Annotated in this window: 19 protein-coding genes; all 19 read left to right on the top strand. The window is 47.0% G+C overall.

Annotated features, from left to right (window positions below; genetic code table 11):
* Nucleotides 1-335 precede the first annotated feature (335 nt).
* The 19 genes from hydF to ACI351_RS07820 all read left to right on the top strand — a co-directional run bounded on the left by hydF (nucleotide 336) and on the right by ACI351_RS07820 (nucleotide 20,657).
* Nucleotides 336-1,499 (top strand): [FeFe] hydrogenase H-cluster maturation GTPase HydF, encoded by a 1,164-nt coding sequence (gene hydF, locus ACI351_RS07910; protein WP_439734705.1) that lies wholly within the window; start codon nucleotides 336-338, stop codon nucleotides 1,497-1,499.
* 86 nt (nucleotides 1,500-1,585) lie between these two features.
* Nucleotides 1,586-2,095, top strand: coding sequence for a ferritin (locus tag ACI351_RS07905; RefSeq protein WP_439734704.1), 510 nt, complete (start codon nucleotides 1,586-1,588; stop codon nucleotides 2,093-2,095).
* An 89-nt stretch (nucleotides 2,096-2,184) separates the two neighbouring features.
* Nucleotides 2,185-2,361 (top strand): hypothetical protein, encoded by a 177-nt coding sequence (locus ACI351_RS07900; RefSeq protein ID WP_439734703.1) that lies wholly within the window; start codon nucleotides 2,185-2,187, stop codon nucleotides 2,359-2,361.
* A gap of 179 nt (nucleotides 2,362-2,540) precedes the next feature.
* A complete protein-coding gene (locus tag ACI351_RS07895; RefSeq protein WP_439734702.1) occupies nucleotides 2,541-3,101 on the top strand; it encodes a hypothetical protein in 561 nt (186 codons plus the stop codon).
* 130 nt (nucleotides 3,102-3,231) lie between these two features.
* On the top strand, nucleotides 3,232-5,838 hold the full coding sequence (locus ACI351_RS07890) for an O-antigen ligase family protein (RefSeq protein ID WP_439734701.1): 2,607 nt from the start codon (nucleotides 3,232-3,234) through the stop codon (nucleotides 5,836-5,838).
* Between the two features lie 122 nt (nucleotides 5,839-5,960).
* Nucleotides 5,961-7,862, top strand: a complete 1,902-nt coding sequence (locus ACI351_RS07885) for a hypothetical protein (protein ID WP_439734700.1) — start codon at nucleotides 5,961-5,963, stop codon at nucleotides 7,860-7,862.
* 18 nt (nucleotides 7,863-7,880) lie between these two features.
* Nucleotides 7,881-9,500: a hypothetical protein gene (locus ACI351_RS07880; RefSeq protein WP_439734699.1), complete on the top strand. Its 1,620-nt coding sequence runs from the start codon at nucleotides 7,881-7,883 to the stop codon at nucleotides 9,498-9,500.
* Complete coding sequence (locus tag ACI351_RS07875) at nucleotides 9,490-10,179, top strand: hypothetical protein (RefSeq protein ID WP_439734698.1); 690 nt, start codon at nucleotides 9,490-9,492, stop codon at nucleotides 10,177-10,179. The genes ACI351_RS07880 and ACI351_RS07875 overlap by 11 nt, the downstream gene beginning before the upstream one ends.
* A 3-nt stretch (nucleotides 10,180-10,182) precedes the next feature.
* Entirely contained in the window at nucleotides 10,183-10,815 is a 633-nt protein-coding gene (locus tag ACI351_RS07870) for a hypothetical protein (RefSeq protein WP_439734697.1), read from the top strand.
* A 33-nt stretch (nucleotides 10,816-10,848) separates the two neighbouring features.
* Entirely contained in the window at nucleotides 10,849-12,438 is a 1,590-nt protein-coding gene (locus ACI351_RS07865) for a secretin and TonB N-terminal domain-containing protein (protein WP_439734696.1), read from the top strand.
* Between the two features lie 119 nt (nucleotides 12,439-12,557).
* On the top strand, nucleotides 12,558-14,300 hold the full coding sequence (locus ACI351_RS07860; protein WP_439734695.1) for a GspE/PulE family protein: 1,743 nt from the start codon (nucleotides 12,558-12,560) through the stop codon (nucleotides 14,298-14,300).
* A gap of 26 nt (nucleotides 14,301-14,326) precedes the next feature.
* On the top strand, nucleotides 14,327-15,550 hold the full coding sequence (locus ACI351_RS07855; protein WP_439734694.1) for a type II secretion system F family protein: 1,224 nt from the start codon (nucleotides 14,327-14,329) through the stop codon (nucleotides 15,548-15,550).
* Between the two features lie 10 nt (nucleotides 15,551-15,560).
* Nucleotides 15,561-16,106 (top strand): prepilin-type N-terminal cleavage/methylation domain-containing protein, encoded by a 546-nt coding sequence (locus tag ACI351_RS07850; protein ID WP_439734693.1) that lies wholly within the window; start codon nucleotides 15,561-15,563, stop codon nucleotides 16,104-16,106.
* Between the two features lie 64 nt (nucleotides 16,107-16,170).
* Nucleotides 16,171-16,656 carry a type II secretion system protein gene (locus ACI351_RS07845; RefSeq protein WP_439734692.1) on the top strand — a complete coding sequence of 162 codons (486 nt, stop codon included), beginning with the start codon at nucleotides 16,171-16,173 and terminating at the stop codon, nucleotides 16,654-16,656.
* Nucleotides 16,657-16,658: 2 nt separating this feature from the next.
* Nucleotides 16,659-17,222, top strand: coding sequence for a prepilin-type N-terminal cleavage/methylation domain-containing protein (locus tag ACI351_RS07840; protein WP_439734691.1), 564 nt, complete (start codon nucleotides 16,659-16,661; stop codon nucleotides 17,220-17,222).
* 12 nt (nucleotides 17,223-17,234) lie between these two features.
* Nucleotides 17,235-17,714: a hypothetical protein gene (locus tag ACI351_RS07835; RefSeq protein WP_439734690.1), complete on the top strand. Its 480-nt coding sequence runs from the start codon at nucleotides 17,235-17,237 to the stop codon at nucleotides 17,712-17,714.
* Nucleotides 17,711-18,454, top strand: a complete 744-nt coding sequence (locus tag ACI351_RS07830) for a PulJ/GspJ family protein (protein WP_439734689.1) — start codon at nucleotides 17,711-17,713, stop codon at nucleotides 18,452-18,454. The genes ACI351_RS07835 and ACI351_RS07830 overlap by 4 nt, the downstream gene beginning before the upstream one ends.
* 10 nt (nucleotides 18,455-18,464) lie before the next feature.
* Nucleotides 18,465-18,905 carry a hypothetical protein gene (locus ACI351_RS07825; protein WP_439734688.1) on the top strand — a complete coding sequence of 147 codons (441 nt, stop codon included), beginning with the start codon at nucleotides 18,465-18,467 and terminating at the stop codon, nucleotides 18,903-18,905.
* A gap of 18 nt (nucleotides 18,906-18,923) precedes the next feature.
* Nucleotides 18,924-20,657: a hypothetical protein gene (locus ACI351_RS07820; protein ID WP_439734687.1), complete on the top strand. Its 1,734-nt coding sequence runs from the start codon at nucleotides 18,924-18,926 to the stop codon at nucleotides 20,655-20,657.
* The last annotated feature ends 265 nt before the right edge of the window (nucleotides 20,658-20,922 follow it).

Below are 20,922 nucleotides of genomic sequence, written 5' to 3'. Positions count from 1 at the left end.
TAACTTTGCGTTCCCTTGCCACTCGGCGTACCTAGCAGTACTTCCTCGGGCAACTTGCAACGCAAATTTAGCGCAAATCTGATTCAGCAGCCGAAGCTATGCAATGTTATTCTAATCTGCACGGCAGTTGAATAACGACGGTTGTTTATTTAGACCGCTCCGTTCCATCGTTATGTTTGAAGGCTTCCTCCCGCCGTCATTCCGGCCGTGGAGCCTTAAGTCCAGAATTGGGGCCGTTTTCCCTTTAACCTTCATCCTGAACTGATGCTTTTTCCGCTAGGCGTCATTGCGCAGGGTGCGGCGCGCAGGGTGCGGGATTTTTATATAATTCCTATATGGTACAGTTAAACAGGCCGCATATCGGCATTTTCGGTAAAATGAACGCGGGCAAAAGCTCGCTTATAAATACGCTGACGGGGCAGGATACGTCCGTGGTTTCCGCTCAGGCGGGGACGACGACGGACCCCGTCAAAAAAATTATTGAGCTGTTGGACATCGGTCCCGTTACGCTCGTAGATACGGCGGGGGTGGACGATACTTCGTTACTCGGTCAAAAACGCGTCAAACGCACCTTGGATTCGCTGGAGCAGGTGGACCTGGCTGTTTTGGTGTTCTCGGGCGAGCTGGACGCGTATGATCAACAATTAATGGCCGCTTTTTCGGCACATAATATTCCGTTTTTTTTGGTACATAATAAAAGCGACATTCAAAAATTACAAACGGAAATCAAGGGGACGGACGTGTTGGAATTTTCGTGCAAAAAACCCGATCTGCCCGCCCTTTTATCGTTAATCAAAAAACATCTGCCTCCCTCTTCACACGCACCTTGCGGAATTTTGGACGGATACGTTCAAGCGGGGGACGAAGTGGTGTTGGTTATTCCCGTAGACGCGTCCGCTCCGGCGGGACGGTTGATTTTGCCGCAGGTGCAGACGATTCGCAATTTGCTGGATATCGGGGCGGCGGCCGTGTGCTTGAAAGATACGGAACTGGCCGCCTATTTAAAAACGCATACGCCTAGTTTAGTGGTAACGGATTCGCAAGCGTTTAAGTTTGTTAATTCCGTCGTGCCGCCGCAAATCCCGCTGACGAGTTTCAGCATTTTATTTTCCCGCCAAAAGGGAGATTTTGAAGCCTTTTTAGCGGGCACGCGGGCGATAGACGCTTTGCAGGACGGCGATAAAATTTTGATTATGGAGTCTTGCTCCCACACCGTCAACAAGTGCGACGATATCGGCCGCACCAAAATCCCCGCGTGGCTGCAGAAATACACGGGTAAAAAACTGGAGTTTACCGTATTAGCGAATTTGGACGCGCTGCCGGAGAATTTATCTCGGTATAAACTGGCCGTACAATGCGGCGGGTGCATGGTTACGCGGACGCAAATTCTGCGCCGTTTGGAAAAACTGCGTGCGGCGGGAGTTCCCGTGTCCAATTACGGAATGACGATTGCCTTCTGCCACGGAATTTTTAACCGCGCGACCGAGATTTTCCGTTGAAAATAGCGTATTTCCGGAGGCTTCGAAAAAAGTTATAATATAATTAAGATTAATTCTTAATAAGCCCTCTGGGCAAAGGAGACGATATGTTTAGCAAAAAAATGGAAGAAGCGTTTAACGCGCAAATTAATGCGGAATTTTATTCGGAATACTTGTATTTGGCGATGAAATCCCACTTTGAAGAACTGCATTTGAACGGATTTGCCAACTGGTTCGGCGTGCAGGTGCAGGAAGAACACGCGCACGGGATGGGAATGTACGATTATGTGCACGAACGCGGCGGAAAAGTTACCTTGGCCGCTATCGAAAAACCAGAACTGAAAGGTACCGACATTGTGGCGGTTTTTGAACAGGTGCTCGCCCACGAACAGTTGGTAACCTCCAAAATCAACGGACTTGTCGATGTGGCGGAAGAAGAACACGACCGCGCGGCGCTGTCGTTCTTGGACTGGTATATTAAAGAACAGGTGGAAGAAGAAGCCAACGTTCGCCAACTGATTGCCACTTTGAAACTCATTGGCGAAGACAAAAAAGCCCTTTTGATGTTGGACCGCGAACTGGCCGCCCGCACGTTTGTGGCGCCCGTTATCGGCTAATCACAACGGCAGTTTTTGGAAGGATACAAAGAGCAGAACGGAACAGTTTTGCTCTTTGTTTTTTTTGCCGTCATTTTGGAGGGGGAGCTGTGGGGAACGGCGGGGGCGGTCGGTCTTTTAGGTTAAGTATTCATCCCGTGTCAGGCTATCGTACGTGTGCCGGAAATGCGTGTGTGGAGCTGGGTTTGACCAAATACGCTTCCAATAATAACACGATTTGTTCGTGCGGCGGCGGTTATAAAGACAACTGTTACTACGCCGATTAAGTAATATCAAAAATAATGAAAACAAGGCTTCTTTTGAAACGGAAAGAGGCTTTGTTTTTTATATATTTTACAGAATTAGTTGGGTGGCATGCTAGGTGTTTTACGGCGTGTAAAAATAATCTGTTTTGAGGGTTGCCAAAGGATATTCCCTTCGTCAAACTACAAGAAAGGGAGGGGGTATGAAAATAGTATTTAAGCATAAGGTGTGGTGGGTGGTACTGGCGTGTTTGGCGTGCGGATTTTTTGCTTCGCGGTTGTTGTCGGCGCAGGCTCCTTCATTTGAAGCCAAACGCTCTGCGCTTCCCGCCCGATTGGAATTATTGCGGGAACGTATGGATCAGGCCGGCGGGAAAGAGGCTAGCTTGGCACTACTGCTTGCTTCGCGCAACAAAGCGGCGCGGGTGGTGTGCAGTACGGTGTTGGTATATCAAGAATATCCGCGGGAACGAAAACTGGCCGTTTTACTTGCGGCGATGGTACGTTATAATGAGCATCTGGCAATGCTTCAAGGGGTACAGGACGAAATGCTTAAACGCTCTTTGTTACAAGTTCCGGCGGAATTGGAAGAAATGGACGGATTTTTTTCCGCTTTGGAGGAATTGGAAAATATGTCTGCGCCGCAGTTTAAAAATGCGGTGGACGGTGCTCTGCGCGCAAAAGAGGTAAATGTGGCAGCGTCGGCAGCCGTCCGGCAGGTAAAACAACAGTTGAACCAAACCTCGCAAGCGGACAGAGACTGAAAGCTTGTTTCCTCTTTTTAAAACGGCGCGCTTGAAGGCGTGCCGTTTTTTGTATCGTTTCGGGGGAAAAAGTGCTTTAATTGCAAGCGTAAAAAAACTACAATATTAAAAAGTATTTTTGGGGCAAGATATGCTTAATCTTACAAAATCCGCCAAAGAAACCATTTATATGAAGATTATCCGCGTGCTGTTAGCGACGTGTTTTCTTGTCGTTCCGCTCGTGTTTTTTACCGATTTGACAGCCAATCCGTTTTTTGCACAGAATGTGCTTTTATATGTTCTTTTGTCGTTGATTTGCGCCACATTGGCGTTTAAGTTTTTGCGTTCCAAAGACATTGATTTTACCAAGACATTTTTTGATTTGGCTTTTTTTGTTTACGTTCTTTCTTTGGCGGCAGGTTGGCTGTCGGCTCTGTCATCTGCCCCGCAGGTGCTTAGGCAAACGATGTTTTACGGCCTGTTAAATTACGGAACGCTGTTGTTGGTGGTTGCGTTTGGGGCGTATATGATAAGCAAAAACATTGTCTTTTCCGGCACTATTGAGAGTAAAACCAATTATATCCTTCTCTTTTTGGCGTGGGGAATGCTGTGGTATTTTTTGCCTCATTTAAAAACAAATCTGTCATCGGAAAATCTTTTTGCGCATTTGTTTGACTGGTATGCGCTGTTCTTGTGGATTTTGGGCGTATGGCTGGCCGTACGTGTACTTAAAAAATTAACGCAGGAAAATATTTTGGTGCTTCTGTTTGTGGCTGTATTTTTAGCGTGTGGGTATGGTGTACTACAGGCGTTGGGATTGGAATTTTTGTGGCCGTTTGAAATTAATCAGTTTGCTTCCAAAGCTTTTTCCACTTTTGGAAATCCAAACTTTCTTTCGTCTGCTGTTGTAATGTTGCTTCCGGCGCTGCTTGTATACTATATGCGTGCGGACAGCAAAAAGGATTTTTGCGTCTACGGTCTGTTGGTGCTTGTTTACGTTTTGTTCCTGTCATTCGGGTTGGCGCGTTCGTGCTGGTTTGGGGCATTATGCGCCTTGATTATGATGTGGATGTTCGGTACGCTGCGTGCGTTGATTTGGAGCCGTAAAGGCCGCGTATTTTTGCTGGCCGTATTGGCCGTGGGCGTAGGGTGGGGGAGTGTATATTGGGATTCGAAAGATGCACCCAGCCCCGTGGCCAAACGCGCGGCGGAGCTTTCGGCGGTGACGCCTTCCAACTTTACGTTAAACATCGGCCGCGGTGATATTTTTCAGTCACTTCACCAACGTTTATTTATGTGGGACGTATCCAAGGAAATCTTTTTGGCGCGCCCTGTTCTTGGCAGCGGTTTGGGTAATTTTCAGATGGCATTTATGCAATACCAACCCCGTACGCTGTTGCGTTATCCGGACTTGCGCGATTTAAAAACCATTACTCACGCCCCGCATAACGAGTTGTTTTTCCAACTGGCACAGGGGGGAATTGTCGGACTGGGACTGTTCCTGTTTATGTTTATGGTACTGTTTTTAGAAGTGCGCGATTTTGCCGCCCATAAAAAAGAGGGTGATAAAAAACAGCTTTTGCAGGCATTATTCTGCGGTATTTTGGGAATGTTGGCTGACAATATGCTTAACATCTCTTTGCACGCTGTTGTGCCGGCGTTTATCTTTTGGTGGATGGTGGGTGCCGAAGTCAGCGGTGTGGGGAAAGAAGAACGCCGCGTTTTGATTACCGCTAACCCGTTTACCAAAACAGTAGCGCTTGTTGCGTTTGGGCTGAGTGTAGCGTGTATTATGTGGCAGGGATTGTGGCTGGCAAGCGAATACCATTCTTTTGCGGGTCAGAAAAACATCGCTGTTAAGAATTATCCGGCTGCAGAGCGGAATCTTTCCTCCGCGCTTTCTCTGTATCCTGCCAATACGGAAGCAGGTTTCCGGTTGGGGAATGTGCTTTTGGCGCAACACAAATATAAAGAGGCGCTCCAAGCGTTTGAAAAAACTATTTCCGCCGCATCCTATTATGAAGAAGTGTATTTTCACGCCGCCTTGGCCGCGTTGGGCGCACAGGATAATAAGAAAGCCGTTCATTATTTAATGGAAAATTTGCGTTTAAATCCATATAATTTGCCCGCGTACGGTATGCTTTCCCAGTTATTATACGAGGAACCTATCTATGCCGATAAATCCGCACTGGAATTGATGGAACGCGGATTGTTGCTTTTTCCGTATGAGACGGGATTGTGGAGACTTGCCGGTGAAATTTACCGTAAACAAGGGGAAACGGAGTATGCCAAAAATGTTTATAAACGCGGGCTGACAGTAGATACGTTGGATAAAGAACTGTTGCGCCGTTTGCAAGCTTTATACGCTGCAGACGAAGTGAAGCCCGCCGTATTGGAACAAGCGTCCCGTCTCCAGAAGTATAATGAGAAAGCAGAGCGTTTTCATAAAATGTCGCCTTTTTACCAACAGCGTTTACGCAATAATATTGAGTCGTATATCGTCGATTATCCGGACGATACCAATGGTGCAATTTTGCTTGCCAGAGTATTGTCTTTGGCGGGCAACGGTATTAAAGCAAAAGAAGTATTGGAAGGAGTGCTTGAAAAACATCCGGACGATTTGTGGGCGAACTTGGCTTTGTCCACGCTGTTGTATCAGGCGGAAGATGTCACTGGTGCCAAACGGTGCCTGCAAAATGCGTTATTCTACTATCCTTCCAACACGTTGGCGACGGCGCGGCTGAAAGCGCTGTCGTAAAGAGAGCGCTCGGACGGATTTTATAAAAAATAAAAAATACTCTTTACAAAGCTTTCTAAATTGCTATAATTCTATTATCCGTGTGTCGCGGAGTTAGACGGCGCACGGCGAGGGATCACCGAATGATAAAAACAAATAAATTCTTGGGTTATTTGGCTGTATCTGTTTTCTGTTTATCTCTGACAGGCGGCAGCACGCTGTCCGCCGCAACGCCAGCACGCCAGCTGGCTAAAGGCATCTCCCTGTACAACGAAGATAGAGATGGAGAAGCTATGGATTACTTTCTCGATGTGCTTGTCAACGGGAATAAAGAAGAAGTCGCTGAGGCCAATAAGTATGTGGAGCTGATTCACAACCGTATGGGCGGCATTCAAACTCCGGTGGAAGTGGATATCAATTTTAAGGAAGGCGAGGTAAAAAATCTTGATTTAACTGCAGATTCTGCTGTTCGGGCGGCCCAACAGCAAGCGGAAGCTGCGGCCGCCGAAGCCGCCGCTGAAGCCGCTGCGGCCAAAGAGGCTGCCGAAGCTGCCGTTTTGGCAAAAGAAAATGATGCGCTTGCCGCAGTTGAAGCTGAACAACAGGCTTTAACGGATCGTATCGAAGCGCAGCGTCTGGCCGCAATGCAGAAGGGCGAGGCCGCACGGCAGGCTGCTTTTCAAAACGCTGCTGATGTAAACGACGAAATGATGGGCGAGGGCGTCGTTGGAGTTACCTTGGCAGAGGACGGATTGGACGAAACGGCTCAAGCTGATGATGAAGCTTTACAGGAACAGACGGAGGAAGAATTGGAGGCTGCCCGTCAGAATGAGACCTTGACCTCCGCCGCTAACGAGTCATCTTCCAGTACTTTTATGGATTTAACCACACCCGAAGCCATAGAAGCGCGTGATTTGTATTCAAAACAAAAAATCGAAAGTATGACGGCTGCCGCTATAGAAAAAATCAATGCGGTCAAAGGTGTACATCTTTATATGCGTGACGGAAAACCCGATGCGTTAGATATTGACCCTGAAGTCTTGTTTGACAGAAACAAATTTAAAACTTCTTCGCTGTCTTTGTTGGACGATGTGTATGACTTGCTCGCCCTGACGCAAGGTGCGGCGTATATCATTCTTCCTCCTGGATCTTATACTGACGACGTAACCCTTTCCGGTATTCGTCAGGCAATGGCCCTCAATTCCTATTTAATTAACCGCGGTATTTCACAAGGTAAACTGCATTACAATATGGGGTTGGTGGACCAAGAACCGCCTGCTCGTTTTGCTAACTTGAACGGCGTGGCTGTTGTATTTGATTACGAAGCCAAACTTCCAGCTAATATGGAAAAGAATGAAAACAACGTCAAAGCCCCGCTTTTAAGTATGGCTGTTGTGCCGCTTTGCCACGCGATTGATCGCTCTTTGGGTGAAGCGTATGCGATTGACTTCTCAGTATTGGAAACGCTAAATCCGGTAGATAATTGGGTATTACAGGTGGTCCAGCACGGCCGCGACGGTAATTTCTATGTTGTGCGCCAATTGGAAGGTTTTACATCTGTCTATCATCAAATTTTATGGAACGGCCGCAAAGGCATTATCGGGCCGGAACTTCCTTGCGGTAAGTATACGCTAGTGTTAACCGCTACCGACTTGAAAGGCGAAAAACAAACTTTGCGCCGTCGGGTGGTGGTAAAATGTTCCGCTCAGAAGAAAACGAGCGATTGCAAAACGAATTCGTGCGCGGCAAAATCTTCGGATGACTTGTGTCCCAAGTGTAATTACAAAACCTCCCGTCTCTGGGTCAAGCCCGGCCGCACAATGGGTGCCCCCGCCACGGAGGTAACGAGAAAGGATACTTCTTCTTCCTCTGCTGTGTCGCAGACGACGACTACAACGAAGACCACCGTTACCAATATCATTGAAGAAGTAGATCCCAATGATGAGGCGCAGTCGTCGCTTCAGGAAACGAATCCGTATCAAAATGCGGAGCCGATGCCCGTAAATAATCCGTATGATATGCCGTATGAAGATTATCAAAATTAGTCCGGAAGGAAAAAATGTATGACTCTTTCTGAATCTTTAATTGGACAGAATATGAATGCGCACCCTGATTGTCTAGGGATTTATATCGGGATTGATGAAATTTACGTGGCGCAAAGTGCAAAAAAGGACGGAGGTACCGTGCTTGAGTCTCTGGTGCGCGTACCGATTAATGCTGTTGACAGAACGACTTTAAAACCGCTTGATTTAAATGAAACTTTTTTTTCGATGGATAACTGGTTGGATGCGTTGGGAAAAGTTACTTCCAAGAAAAAATGGAAAACAAACCGTGTGGTGATTAGTTTGGCTCCTGCTTTTTGTTTGTTGCGCCATTTTGTTATTCCGGCGGCGATTGAGCGCAAAATGTGGAAAAGCTCCATTCCACTTCAGGCACGTAAATATATCCATTTTCCGTTTGAAAAAGCGGAATATGCCTATCACGTATATGAATTTGAAACCGCTGCCACCAAGCAAAAACGTTTGGGCGTTGTGTTCGCACTGACGACCAAATTAATTATCGAACGTTTGCAAAAAGGGCTGAAAACGGTAGGGTTAGAACTAGTTTCGGTAGAATCCTCCAGCTTGTCTTTGGGTCGTGCGTTTAACGATAGTGATAAAGAAGCCGTGGGAGATGGCGGCCGCATCTATTCATTCTTTGGCAAAGATATGGCGAATTTCGTTTTTTTAAACGAGAATGCCCCTGTGCTTTTGCGTGAGGTGGAAATTTCGGGTTCTCTGCCGGCGGAACGCCGCCGATTCGAAATTACCAACTGTACGGAGTTTATTGCCAAACAGTTGGAAAAAGATCCGTTTGAAGAAGCCGTAATCGTGGGAACGGATATTGAACAATGGGTTCCGGCATTGGAAGCCGATTCAAAAAAGCCTGTTCGTAAATGGAATTTGAGCGAAATTTATGGTATTGAAACAAAGTCGGCCGGAGAAATTTCCGCCATTGGTGCGAGCATTAAATTTTACGATCATAAAACTCCGGATATCGATTTTACCAAAGGCAACCGTCTGAGTGAGTACGAATTTAGCGCTAGTTTAACCGCTTGGAAGGTGGCTGCCGTACTTATGATATTGATTGTGCTGTTAATCGGAAAAGGGTATTTGAATGTGCAAAATAAAGATAAGGAGCTTCAACGTACCAAGGCCTCCCAACAGCGCACGGTGGCGGATTTTAACGGCTTGACGGCGAACCAAATCCAAACTAATTTGAGCAGGATGAAAACGCAGAACAACAATTTGCAAGCAATGACACGTTATGACAACACGATTACGCCGCTGATTATGGAAATTGTTGATACCATTCCCCAACAGATTTGGATTACCAAGCTTGAGTACGCAGATCCGTTCCCGAATAATGGGTCGGAATCTCGTTCCGTGAAAATTGAGGGTTCAATTGCCTCCGGTAAAGACGGACAGACCGATTTGGTAATCGGCAACAAATTCCGCGATGCTCTTGCAGAGCAGCCGATTGTAAGCAAAATCTGTGGGAAAGACGCCAATATCAATTTCGTCAGCGTGGCCGGTACGTCTTCTGCAGGAGGAAATAAGATGTCCGGCGGGAAAAACGCGGACAACGAAACACGTTTTGTGTTTAGTTGTTCCAAAGCAGGAGGTCGCAACAATGGCCGCTAATTTGAAAACCAATAAACACGTTGAAGCTTTAAAAAAAGGCTTTCAGGATATTCAAACGGTTATGCAGGAAGGCAATTATAAGCTGTTTGTTAAACAGTTTATCGCCGTGCTTGTGGTATTTCTGGGCTTTAAGTATTGCAACGGGCAATTTAATGAAAAAATCAACAACTATAACGGCCAAATGGAGGCCATCCGTATGCAGCAGTCCAGCGAGCGGGAATATATGACCAATAAGGAACTGCTGTTTGAACTGGAGCCGCGTTTTCCGGATATATCAGATAAAAACGGCTGGTTGGTCAGCCAGATTTTGGGTATCTTTAAAGAGGCCAATTTGGCTCCGCAGGTGGAAGGTGCCCAGGCGGAAGATTCATCCAATCCCACGTATGTAGCCGCTTCTTTGAAGGTTAATTCGGAAATGGATTTTACTCGTTTCGCCAATTTTTTGGCGGATATTGAAAATTCTGAAGAGTATCTGAAAGTGTCCGATTTTTCCATTGCAAAGGATACGGATCCCGAACATTTGGGGAACAACAAAATCTCTATGAAGTTTAACACGATTTTCCCTAAGGAAAAAATCGCCCAAACAATGTTCAAAGATTATGCGCAGATTATGGCCAAAAAACGCGGGGAAGTAAAGAAATCGGAAACAAAGAAAAAAGAATCAGCGGGAGGGAAATAGCGTATGAGAACAACCGTTTATCTTTTACTTTTTGTTTTGGCAGTGCCGTGCATTTATGCGCAAGAAAACGCAAATATGACCGGCAACGTGGCGCCCAAAGCTAAACAGGCACTTGACGCGCAGGCTGACGTGAGTGAAATGTCTGTTGAGGCTCCTTCTGTAGCTGAGGACGAAGCGGCTATAAAACAGCAACCTGCCGCACAGGAATTTGTAGCTAAACGGGAAGAAGTAGCGGAAGAGGCGCCTGCTAAAACAAAGCGCGTGGTCTATAATCCTAAAAACCATAGGGATCCTACGCTGTCTCCCGATGATTTTTTGCTGTTGCGATATCGCGAACAGCAGCGTTTGGCAGCAATTGAGGCCGAACGTCAGCGTCAGTTAGCCGAAGAAAGACGCAAACGCGAAGAAGCCGAACGCTTGCGCCAGTTGGAGTTGGCCCGCATCAAAGATCCTACCCGCGAAGTACGCAATAAAATTAGAATAGGTGGTATCATCGGGCAGGAAGTATTTATCGGCAGCCGTATTTATACGGTGGGCAAATCGATTTACGGCGCGCGCATTGTAGAAGTGCGGCCGGATGAAGTTGTATTTTCTTACAAAGGGCATAAATTTGTACGGAAAGTTAAATTGAAATAGCAACACATTTAGTAGGTAATCACAGGAGGATAGATGACAAATCGTTTAGCAGTTGTGCTGGCTTGTGTAACTGCGCTTGGACTTGGAGGAAATGCCGCCGCCCAAACGGATCGGCAGACTCTCCCCAGCGATGATACCATTGCCGTCACGGAAGATACTACGGTAAAGCTGACGGGCGAAACCGATTTATACAAGGAACTGGAAGGACCTTCTCCCTTGGAACGCAAAGTGTCCATTCGTGTTTCTAATGTACCGATATCGGCGTTTTTGAACAGCATTACCACGCAGGCCAAAATTAACTTTATTATGAGCGAAGAATTCGCCAATAAAAAAGTCACGGCCTCTTTAACGCGCGTAACCGTGCGCGAAGCACTCGACACTCTTCTGCGCGTACACGGTTTGGCGTACCAGCGTATCGGAAAGAGCGACAGCTATGTGGTAACCAAACGCTCTAACGATGCGCCGGATACGATTACCAAAATTTACACGCTTAGCTATATTTCTTTGCAGGGCGTTGGCTCTGCTTCCAGTGAGCTTAACAACATTATGCCTCAGGATGTTTCCAGCAGTTCTTCATCTAGCTATTCCGGCGGCGGAATGGGTGATGGAATGAACGGTTTGGGCGGAAATTCCTCCTCCGGCGGAAATGATTCCTACAGCAGCGGCGGCGCGGAAATTACCACAATTGTGCAGAGTATGCTTTCGCCCGTGGGTAAAATTGCTGTGGATCCCCGTACCAATAAACTGATTATTACCGACGTGGCTGAAGTGTTTCCTCAAGTGGAAAATATTTTGGCTGAACTCGATATTAAGCCTCCGCAGATTTTGATTGAAGCGCAAATCGTAGAAGTCAGTAAAACGAGCGGTTTGAACTTAGGCTTTGAATATGGCGGCGGCGACGGTACGATGGTGTCAATGACCGGCCCCACACGCAAAGTAGATTTGGATTATATCAAAGGTATCGGCGTAAAAGGCTGGAACTATATTTTTCCGAGTAAGGAACAATTAAACAGTGGCAGCAGCGGAGAAGGCGGAGAAGGCGGATCTTCTTCATCTAGCGAAGATGAGGGCGAAGATGAAGGCGGCTTGTTGGATTTTTCTGCTTTTAACATTGTACTTAGAAGTTTACTTACGCGCGGTGAAGCCAAATACTTAGGTAAACCGAAAGTTGTCACTTTGAACAATAAAACAGCCACTATCACTACGGCTACGGATGCGACAGTAGGCTACACGCAGAGTTTATCCGGCAGTGGCGGAACAGAAATGACTACTTCCTCGGCGGAAAGAAAACGTGTCGGTCTTACCTTACAGGTTACTCCACAGGTAAACCGTGAAGGATATGTAACGCTTTACGTACAGCCTTCTTATTCAGACGTAGTTTCTTCTGGTTTCGACAACACCCGCGATACCACCACTCGTGCGGCTTCTACCTTGGTCCGTGTGAAAAACGGGCAGACGGTTGTTATTGGCGGCCTTTTGACCTCACGTGAAACAGAGCAGACCCGCAAAGTGCCGCTGTTGGGAGATATTCCGATAATCGGATGGCTCTTTACCAGTAAAACCAGATCCAAAAGTACTACAGACTTGGTTATCTTCATCACTCCGACGATTCTTGCCGAATAACCGGAGTGTAATATAAGCGAAAAATGGTTTATATTCCGCCCCCGCGTCATAACGGGGGCGGCTATGCAGAAACGAATAAGGGCGTTTTGATTTTGACGGGGTTTTAAGAGGATTAGGAAATGGCAAAACAGTTAAGCGAAATTTTAATGGAGCAAGGTACGATTACTGCGGAACAACTCAAACGCGCGCAGCTTTACTCTAAACAGAACAACGTTTCCGTGGCAGAAGCTATCATTAAATTTGGGTTTGCTTCCGAAGAAAAAGTGACGGCGGCGCTGTCCAAACATTTTGCCGTTCCCTACGCTTCAAAAGAAAACGGTATTTTGGTACCGGAACGTGAGCAAAATTTACAGGAAATTATTCCGGAAAAATTTGCGCGCGAAAATATGGTTGTTCCGTTGTTCGTAGAAGAAACAGAACTGGCTGTAGCGGTGCTGGATCCAACCAATGTATTTTTGCTAGAAAACATTAAAATGATGTCCGGCAAGCAGGTGCAGCCGTTTATTGCCAGTAAGAGCCAGCTGTTAAATGTTATTGATGCTTTTTATGCCTCTAAAGACCTGTTGGAAGAGGTAATGAATGAAGCCTCGGACAAGAGTGTGGAAGCGGCGGCTGTGGGGGAAGCTAGTGATGAAGACGTGGACGTTTCCGGATTTTTGGATTTGGATAAAGTTAACCCCAATTCTTCGCCGTATGTTAAACAGGTAAACGCTATTTTACGCCAAGCGATTTCGGAGCGTACGTCAGATATTCATTTGGAAATGTTTGACGAGCGCGTATCGCTGCGTTTCCGTATTGATGGTTCGCTGTATGAACGCACTCCTCCAGCCAAAGAATCCGTAAACGCAATTATTTCCCGTATTAAAATTTTGTCCAAACTGGATATCGCGGAAAAGCGTTTGCCGCAGGACGGCAGCTTTACCATTCGTTACCAAAACCGATCGATTGAAGTCCGCGTCAGTGTATGCCCTGCTGTATATGGCGAAAAGCTCGTGCTTCGTATTTTGGATAAAGGTACGGGTGAAATCAATGTAGACAAACTCGGTTTTGAGCCGGAACAGAAAAAAGCCTTTTTAGAGGCTGCCAATTTGCCGCACGGGCTGATTTTCCTTACGGGTCCTACAGGATCTGGTAAATCTACCACGCTTAACGCAGTACTGACCACGATCCGTACGCCGGAACTTAACTTTATGACCTTGGAGGACCCTGTCGAATACAAATTGGCTGGTATCAGTCAGGTGCAGGTAAAACCGTCTATCGGACTGACGTTTGCGGCGGGTTTGCGTTCGTTCTTGCGTCAGGATCCTGACGTTATTCTGGTGGGGGAGGTCCGCGATAACGAAACAGCCGAAGCCTGCTTAAAAGCAGCTCTGACGGGTCACTTGGTGTTGTCCACCTTGCATACCAACGAAGCATTGGGTGCTATTCCTCGTCTTATTGATATGGGGATGGAGCCGTTTTTGCTGGCCAGTTCTTTGGCCTTGGTTGCCGCGCAGCGTTTAGTGCGCAGGTTGTGTCCGTATTGCAAAGTGCCGCATATGCCGGATCCGGCATTGCTCGCGCGCATCATTCGGGAAGGCCATTTAAATCCGAGCGACCAAAACTCGTGGACATTTTTTAAATCGGTGGGCTGCCCGCATTGTTTTGGTACGGGGTTTGCTGGCCGCCGCGCGATTTACGAAGTATACCGTATGTCGGAAGAAATGCGCAACATTATTTACAAAACGCAGGACTTGGTGGAACTAAAACGCGCTGCCGTGCGTTCGGGTGCGCTTAACTTGAGAGCCAACGGTTGGCGTAAAGTTATCCGCGGGCAGACAACGGTGGATGAAATTTTGAGCATTACAACGGCGGATGAATAAGCCGCCTCAAAAAGAAGTGAGGGTTTATGCAAAAATATACATATACAGTTCGCGACGGTAACGGTAAAACCCTGCGGGGGGCTATATCGGCCGACAATAGAGAAAAAGTCATTCTGGCTTTGCAAAACAAAGGCTACTTGGTGCTGGAAGTAAAAGAAGGTTCCGGCGGCCTTTTCGGCGGCGGCGGTAAGCCGCGTAAGCGCGGCGGGAAAGTTCCCGGGCACGTGCTGGCTTTCTTCGCTGAACAGCTTTCCACGTTAATTGCGGGCGGTGTGCCGCTTGTGCGTGCTGTGTCGCTTTTGGGTGAATATGCGTCTAATCCTACTTTAGGAATTGTACTTACGCAAGTGGCAAAGGATATTGCGGGGGGGCAGTCGTTGCACTCGGCGTTGTCTCATCACCCCAAAACTTTCAGCCATATTTGGCTCTCGTTGGTACAGGCGGGCGAGGTCGGCGGTCAATTAGCCGAAACGCTGATGCAAATTTCGCTTTACACCAAAACACAGGAAGGAATGAAAAGCAAAATCATTACGGCTATTACGTATCCAGCCATCTTAGCTTTTGCCTCCGTAGGTGTGCTTATTTACTTCATCTTGGGTATTGTACCGACATTTGCGCAGATCTTTAAAGACTTTAATATCGATTTGCCTCTGATTACGGTGATTGTGCTGCAAGTTTCCAGTATACTTATCAACAACGGTATCTTGATTATTTTCTCTATTATTTTTGCCTTTGTTGCTTTCCGCTTTTATATCAAAACAGGGGACGGAAAAAAGCGTTGGCATACGTTCTTGCTTTCGATGCCGTTGTTCGGTAATTTTTTAAAGAACATTTATTACGACCGTATGCTTTCTACGCTGTCTACGCTGCTTAAGAGCGGCGTAACGATTTTGAACGCTATTTTGGTACTCGAAGAATCGTTTGACAGTAACGTAATTATCCAGAACGCACTAAAACAGGTAAGGGCAGAGGTGGCGGCCGGTAAATCCATTTCCGAATCGTTCCGCTCGACGGGTGTGTTCCCCGGACTAATGACGGAAATGATGCTGATGGGTGAAGAATCCGGTAAGCTGCCCAGCATTATTGCCACACTGTCCAAGTTTTATGCTGATAACGTGGATCAGTTTATCGCCCGTTTCTCTGCGGTGATTGACCCTATTTTGATTTGCGGTGTAGGTGCGCTCATTGGTATTATTGTGGCGTCCATTTTCCTGCCTATTTTCAAACTTTCGCAGATTGGCGGAAACTAAGAGGTTTTATATGCGCAGAAAAACCGGTTTTACACTACTTGAGGTGTTAATTGTCGTTGTGATCGCCGTGTCGGTGGCGGCGTTTGCGGTTCCCGCGTATAAAAAAACGCAGGAAAAAAACAAATACTTGGCGGCCCAAGGGGTATTGTTGGACTTGGGGACGGCGGTTCGTGCACTGCGTGCGGATTTGCGGGCAGAGGGAGGAGCCACTAAATTTCCTTCCTCGGCTACTGCTATGCTGGCTACCGATCAGACCTCTGAGGGGACTTCGTTAACGCAAGAGTTGAAAAACCAAACTGCAGACACGCTGCGTAAGTCCTTATTTTCACGCCGTTATATGCAGCCGATTGCCTATGATTCCGGCAATACGTATAAAGGGTTTTCGTTTATATTGTGCCCTGATGGCAGTGCTTCCAGCAGCTTATGTTGCGGTAAAAATTCTGCAGTTGTCGCCTGTATGTATAACGATGCATTGGGTGCTTCCAGCAGTACGGGCGGCCAATACTGGGGCGCGGCCTTTATAAATGACGGAACTCTTAAACGCTTGACGAAATAATTCCGGCTTGACATTTGGCACGGTGTGCACAATACTTTATAGTGGGCGGAAAAAGGTTTAAATTATGAACAATAAAAAAGGTTTTACGCTTTTAGAGCTTTTGGTGGCGGCCACAATTATAGGTATTATGGCAGTTTTCGCCACTATTTCTTATAAAAACAGTGTGGCTGACGCCCGTATGGAGGCGGCTAAATCGCGTGTTGCGGCTTTGGCGGGAGCGGTACAGCGGTTCCGTATAGAGCATCCGAATCCGGAGTTTAATCCATCTAATGCAAAAATGACGGATGTAATCTCCAACACTTGTGTGAACACACTTCCTACCGGTTTGATTGCGTGCGGATTTATTGGCAACGGCGGTTGGAGCGACGGTTATGTTGAATTTTTTGTTTGTAATGAAAAAAAAGAGGGGAATTGTGCCAGTTCCCCGATAGATAAACCGTTGGCGTGTATGACGGGGCGTTCAGTTTCTAAACAGGTGGCCCGCTATAAAAACGGGTATATTTATTGCGTCAGCGCAATGGAAAAAGGCGAAACGCTGGGCGCGGAGTAAATATGAAAAAAGGTTTTACGTTAATGGAAATTTTAGCCGTGTTATTGGTAATCGCTGTAGTAGTGTCTATGGCGATGCCGATGTTCCGTGCTGTACGTTACGAAATTAAAAACTCGCAAGCTAAAAACGCCGCAAAAAAAATGGCGGAAGCTATGCTGTCGTATTATCAGGATAGTCGCGGTCGTCTGTTGACGGGTTGTTTTACTCCGACACAAACCGCGGGAGAGACGTTAATTAAAACGGCGGTGACTGCGTGTAACTTTGCGGGAGCAACGGGGATTCCGGCTTATAAACGATCCGGCGCGACAACAGAGGATGCTGTATCGCAGTTATTTGCGTGTGGCTATTTATCGTATAAGGATTTTGTATCACTTCCGTATAATTTTTGCGCCAACAATTCTACTACGGTTCCGGCGGAATTGGGTACGACGCCTTCCGGTGCTTCCGGCACAATTTACGTGTTGGCCGTGGGAGTTAAAAACGACGGATCCGGAGACAAGTACCAACAATCCAAAGGGCTCATTTACGTGGACAGCAGGTTGAAAGCGCAAGACACATACAAATAAAAGGACGCTCTTATGACGAAACGTTTACTTAAAAATAAAGCGGGTGTAACAATTTTGGAAGGTTTAATTGCTTTAGGCCTTTTGGCATTGGTAGCGGGCGGTACTTTTGGGGTGTTGTTATCCGTTTCGCGCCAAGCCTCTCAGCCGGACATTCGGGAAGAAATGCTGTTGGCTGTGGAACGCGCTAGCGAACAGTTGCAAGTATATACTAAAGTGTTGTCAGACAACAATGTGCCGGATGATTTTAAAAATGGTTTGTGTGGCGGTGAGAGCTTGTCAACTGTTTTATCGACAGCAAATAATCACGATATTGGATGTATGCTTCCTGCCATTTGCGACCGGAATAAGTCCGAGTTTTCATATAAAGTGACGGAGGCTACTTTTTCGCCGACTGGATTTCCCACAACATCGTCCGATTACCGTGCAAATTCAAACCCATTAACGACGACACGAATTTCATTTACAATTAAATGCAACGGATTTACGTTATGAATAATAAAAAAGGCTTTACTCTTACTGAAATTTTACTGGCGGTGATGATTGTAGGTATCATTGGCGTGGCGCTTGCTGCGCTGACGACGGCCGCTTCGCGCGAATCCGGCGTGGGCCGCAGTAAAGTGCTCTTGCGCAACAATTTATCTATTGCGCTTCGCGTGCTCCGGCGCGATGTACAGCAGTCTACGCGCGTACTGTATGTCCGCGGCGGGCTTGGTTCTTCATTGGGAACGTCGGCGGTTCCTCTTTTGATGTTGGGTAAAAATGTGGATCAGGACGGTAATACCATAGAAGGGCTTACTGCCTCGTATGTAACATATTGTTTCGTGCGTGGTGCGAAGGCTACAACCTCGTCTGGCGCAACAGTGCTGCCCAGCGGATCGTATGACGGCGGTATCATTTACCGTATCGAATCGAATACGGAAAGTTGGACCGATAATGTTCCGTCGTGTTCTACCAGTGATCAATGGTTGAATAACGTGAAATATATTCAGGGTGTAGATCCGGAGTCTAGTTCCGCTACGGAATATCCGTCGCCTTATTTCCACGTAAAAGGTTTTTCTGGAACCTACAATGTTAAGAGTGCCACTTCCTCTGAGGATAAAGAGGCGCTGCGCTTGAATTTGGGCAGTGTGCTGGAGGTAAATTTAGTGACTGAACTGCCTAGCAATCCGGTAGTAAACGATGTGACGGAAGAAATTTTTCTTTTACCTAACGGTTTTCAATTCCAGAAATAAAGGGGTTTTTATGTTAAAGAATAAAAAAGGAGCCGCTTTGTTGCAAGTGTTATTGGTTACCGTTGTATTGGCGGGGATGGCTACGATGTTGTTGCGGGCCAGTTTATCCCGCGCTACTACGGCGCGTCAGACGCGGCGCACTATTTCAGCACAGCTTTTAGTCAATGCCTGTATGGCGGAAGTGAACGCCATTTGGAGCGCCAAAACGCCGGAGGCGTTTGCCAATGATATGCGCCAATGTATTATGTATTGTAAAGCGGGGACGGTAGGAGGAAATTGTGCTACGGATTCCCGAGTAACTTCGTATACCTGTCAGAATATTACGTTAGAGGGGTCGGGAACATATACCGTAACAGCTACGATGAGCGGTCCTCAGGATTCGGAGTCAGGCCAATGTAGTCTGACATACGAAATTAATGACAACGGTTCTTCCGCCAGCGTGGAATTATAACGGATTAATATAGCGCGTATGAGAAAACTTTTCGTTTTTGCCTGTTGTGGTCTAGCGTGGGGACAGAGTTGGGGCCAAGCGGCGCCGACATCTTCTGCGTCTTCTTCTCTGCGTGTTTCTACGGCTATGGAAGCGCCATCCTCCAGTGTAGATTTATTAAAACAGTCAGCGGAAAATTCTTCTATTGCCGGAACGGCTGATTCTGTTCCCGCGGCCGTACAAGAACCACAAGTGCCTGCGTCCGCAGTTTCACAGCCCTCTGCCGGAAACACCATTTCTACATCCGCTACTGCAGTTGCTGCGCCTAAAGAGATTTCTGCTGCGGCGAAACCGGATTCTAAACCGGTATCCAAGCCTGTTTCGTCCGACTCTGTATCCAGTGCAGCGTCCGCTGCGGATGCGTCCACTTTGGCGATGCCGCTTGAAATGGGGGGATCCTCCCAAACAGTGCAAACTACGGTGGCGCCCGTGAAAAAGCTTTCGCCATCTGCTGCCAAACGCGTGGCGCAAAGTAAGCGCCAACGTGCAGCTAAACAAAACAAAGCACAGGCTACAACTCCTAAACCGGTGGAAACAAAACCTACTGCGCTGGAACAAGATATTGAAAAATCAAATGCGCTTCTTCCCTCTGCCCAGCAACCTGCTGCCGAGGAGGAGGAAATGTCTGAAGAAGAAGCCGCCGCAGATGCGGAATTGGAATATGCAGTGCGTATGTTGGAGGAGTCTAAACAAGCTGCTCAGGCTGCCGGCAGGAAAATTCCTCCGTCCGCTGCGCAAAATAAGCCCAAAACGGTTCCGGCCCCCAATAAAAAATTTAACCCAAATGCTTTCCGCCCGAATGTTACGTGGCTGGCTTCCAAAAGCACCCATTTTGATATTTACACGCAGAAACGGTCCTCAGGCATTAGTTCGTCGAATATGTCTATGACGTTTGAATCCGCGTATCAGACGTTGCGGCGGTTTATCCCGTGGATGATGTCTGGCCGCGTGCGGGTATTTGTATATCAGGATCACGATTCTTACTTGCGTTATGAACCCAATGCCAAAGCGTGGTCGCGCGCGTTGGCTTATCCCACGCGCGGAGAAATTGTGGTATATGATGTACCTAACAAAACGCAAGAACTCAAAGAAGTCTTTACGCACGAACTGACGCACATTTTTACGCAACAGTTTTTTGATAAGCACAAAACGGGCCGGATTATGACGCCTACTTGGCTGGATGAAGGGCTGGCTGTTTTGATGGAAGATCAAGCCTATAACGGGATGAAAGGCGGTCCGTGGAACCACGATTTTCAAACGCTTAATTTTCAGCGGGATCCGTCTGATTCGGTAGCGTCGTTCGGTTCATCTTCTATGTTTGGTTCGCAGGCTAAGCGTTTTACCTCTAAGCGCACGGGTAAAACCATTTATTTTACGCCTTTCAGTCAATTTCTGGAAGAAGGATCTTTGGAGTCGGCCGAAGGGCGCGGTAAAACGGAAGAATGGTATTTTCAAGCGTACACTATGGTACGGTTTTTGCTCAATCCTGCGGGCGGATCTTCTCCATCCAACCGAATGCAATTCCAACAGTTTACCACATTAATGGCGGAAGGCGAACCGGTACGAAACCCGTCTACTGGATTTTTGATGAAAGATTCCCGCGGCAAAACAGTATACCAACCGTATTCGGCTGAAAAGGCCTTGGGCCGTGCGTATCGTTATAACAATGTGGCTAATTTTGAGGACGCATTTTGGCGTTGGGCCGGAAGATAAAACTGTTTTTAAAAGAAAGGAAAGCAGGGGTGAATAAAAATATTGTGGTGACAAGGACTCCCCCTTGGCGCGTATGGAGGGTGAACTCTTTTGGAGGGACCCGGCGTGAACCATTTCATTTAACGGTTAATGTTTTATCCTGTCCCTAAGTTATCACAGCATTTGCTGTATCCAAACATCTTATATTTTTTGTCACGTTTTTTTTGTATATTGACCCCCAGCCGGACTGGGGGTCAATAAGTTTATACCGTTAAGTAAGATAAAA

Source organism: Candidatus Avelusimicrobium sp., assembly GCF_051874775.1.
Lineage (GTDB): Bacteria > Elusimicrobiota > Elusimicrobia > Elusimicrobiales > Elusimicrobiaceae > Avelusimicrobium.
This window is presented reverse-complemented; position numbering and strand designations above follow the sequence as displayed.

What these genes read in the sequence shown, in the direction of transcription:
- ACI351_RS07840 (WP_439734691.1), top strand. Translation starts at nt 16,659, where the DNA reads ATGAAAAAAGGTTTTACGTTAATGGAAATTTTAGCCGTGTTATTGGTA.
- ACI351_RS07875 (WP_439734698.1), top strand. Translation starts at nt 9,490, where the DNA reads ATGGCCGCTAATTTGAAAACCAATAAACACGTTGAAGCTTTAAAAAAA.
- ACI351_RS07905 (WP_439734704.1), top strand. Translation starts at nt 1,586, where the DNA reads ATGTTTAGCAAAAAAATGGAAGAAGCGTTTAACGCGCAAATTAATGCG.
- ACI351_RS07855 (WP_439734694.1), top strand. Translation starts at nt 14,327, where the DNA reads ATGCAAAAATATACATATACAGTTCGCGACGGTAACGGTAAAACCCTG.
- ACI351_RS07860 (WP_439734695.1), top strand. Translation starts at nt 12,558, where the DNA reads ATGGCAAAACAGTTAAGCGAAATTTTAATGGAGCAAGGTACGATTACT.
- ACI351_RS07825 (WP_439734688.1), top strand. Translation starts at nt 18,465, where the DNA reads ATGTTAAAGAATAAAAAAGGAGCCGCTTTGTTGCAAGTGTTATTGGTT.
- ACI351_RS07820 (WP_439734687.1), top strand. Translation starts at nt 18,924, where the DNA reads ATGAGAAAACTTTTCGTTTTTGCCTGTTGTGGTCTAGCGTGGGGACAG.
- ACI351_RS07845 (WP_439734692.1), top strand. Translation starts at nt 16,171, where the DNA reads ATGAACAATAAAAAAGGTTTTACGCTTTTAGAGCTTTTGGTGGCGGCC.
- ACI351_RS07850 (WP_439734693.1), top strand. Translation starts at nt 15,561, where the DNA reads ATGCGCAGAAAAACCGGTTTTACACTACTTGAGGTGTTAATTGTCGTT.
- ACI351_RS07890 (WP_439734701.1), top strand. Translation starts at nt 3,232, where the DNA reads ATGCTTAATCTTACAAAATCCGCCAAAGAAACCATTTATATGAAGATT.
- hydF (WP_439734705.1), top strand. Translation starts at nt 336, where the DNA reads ATGGTACAGTTAAACAGGCCGCATATCGGCATTTTCGGTAAAATGAAC.
- ACI351_RS07835 (WP_439734690.1), top strand. Translation starts at nt 17,235, where the DNA reads ATGACGAAACGTTTACTTAAAAATAAAGCGGGTGTAACAATTTTGGAA.
- ACI351_RS07870 (WP_439734697.1), top strand. Translation starts at nt 10,183, where the DNA reads ATGAGAACAACCGTTTATCTTTTACTTTTTGTTTTGGCAGTGCCGTGC.
- ACI351_RS07865 (WP_439734696.1), top strand. Translation starts at nt 10,849, where the DNA reads ATGACAAATCGTTTAGCAGTTGTGCTGGCTTGTGTAACTGCGCTTGGA.
- ACI351_RS07885 (WP_439734700.1), top strand. Translation starts at nt 5,961, where the DNA reads ATGATAAAAACAAATAAATTCTTGGGTTATTTGGCTGTATCTGTTTTC.
- ACI351_RS07880 (WP_439734699.1), top strand. Translation starts at nt 7,881, where the DNA reads ATGACTCTTTCTGAATCTTTAATTGGACAGAATATGAATGCGCACCCT.
- ACI351_RS07830 (WP_439734689.1), top strand. Translation starts at nt 17,711, where the DNA reads ATGAATAATAAAAAAGGCTTTACTCTTACTGAAATTTTACTGGCGGTG.
- ACI351_RS07895 (WP_439734702.1), top strand. Translation starts at nt 2,541, where the DNA reads ATGAAAATAGTATTTAAGCATAAGGTGTGGTGGGTGGTACTGGCGTGT.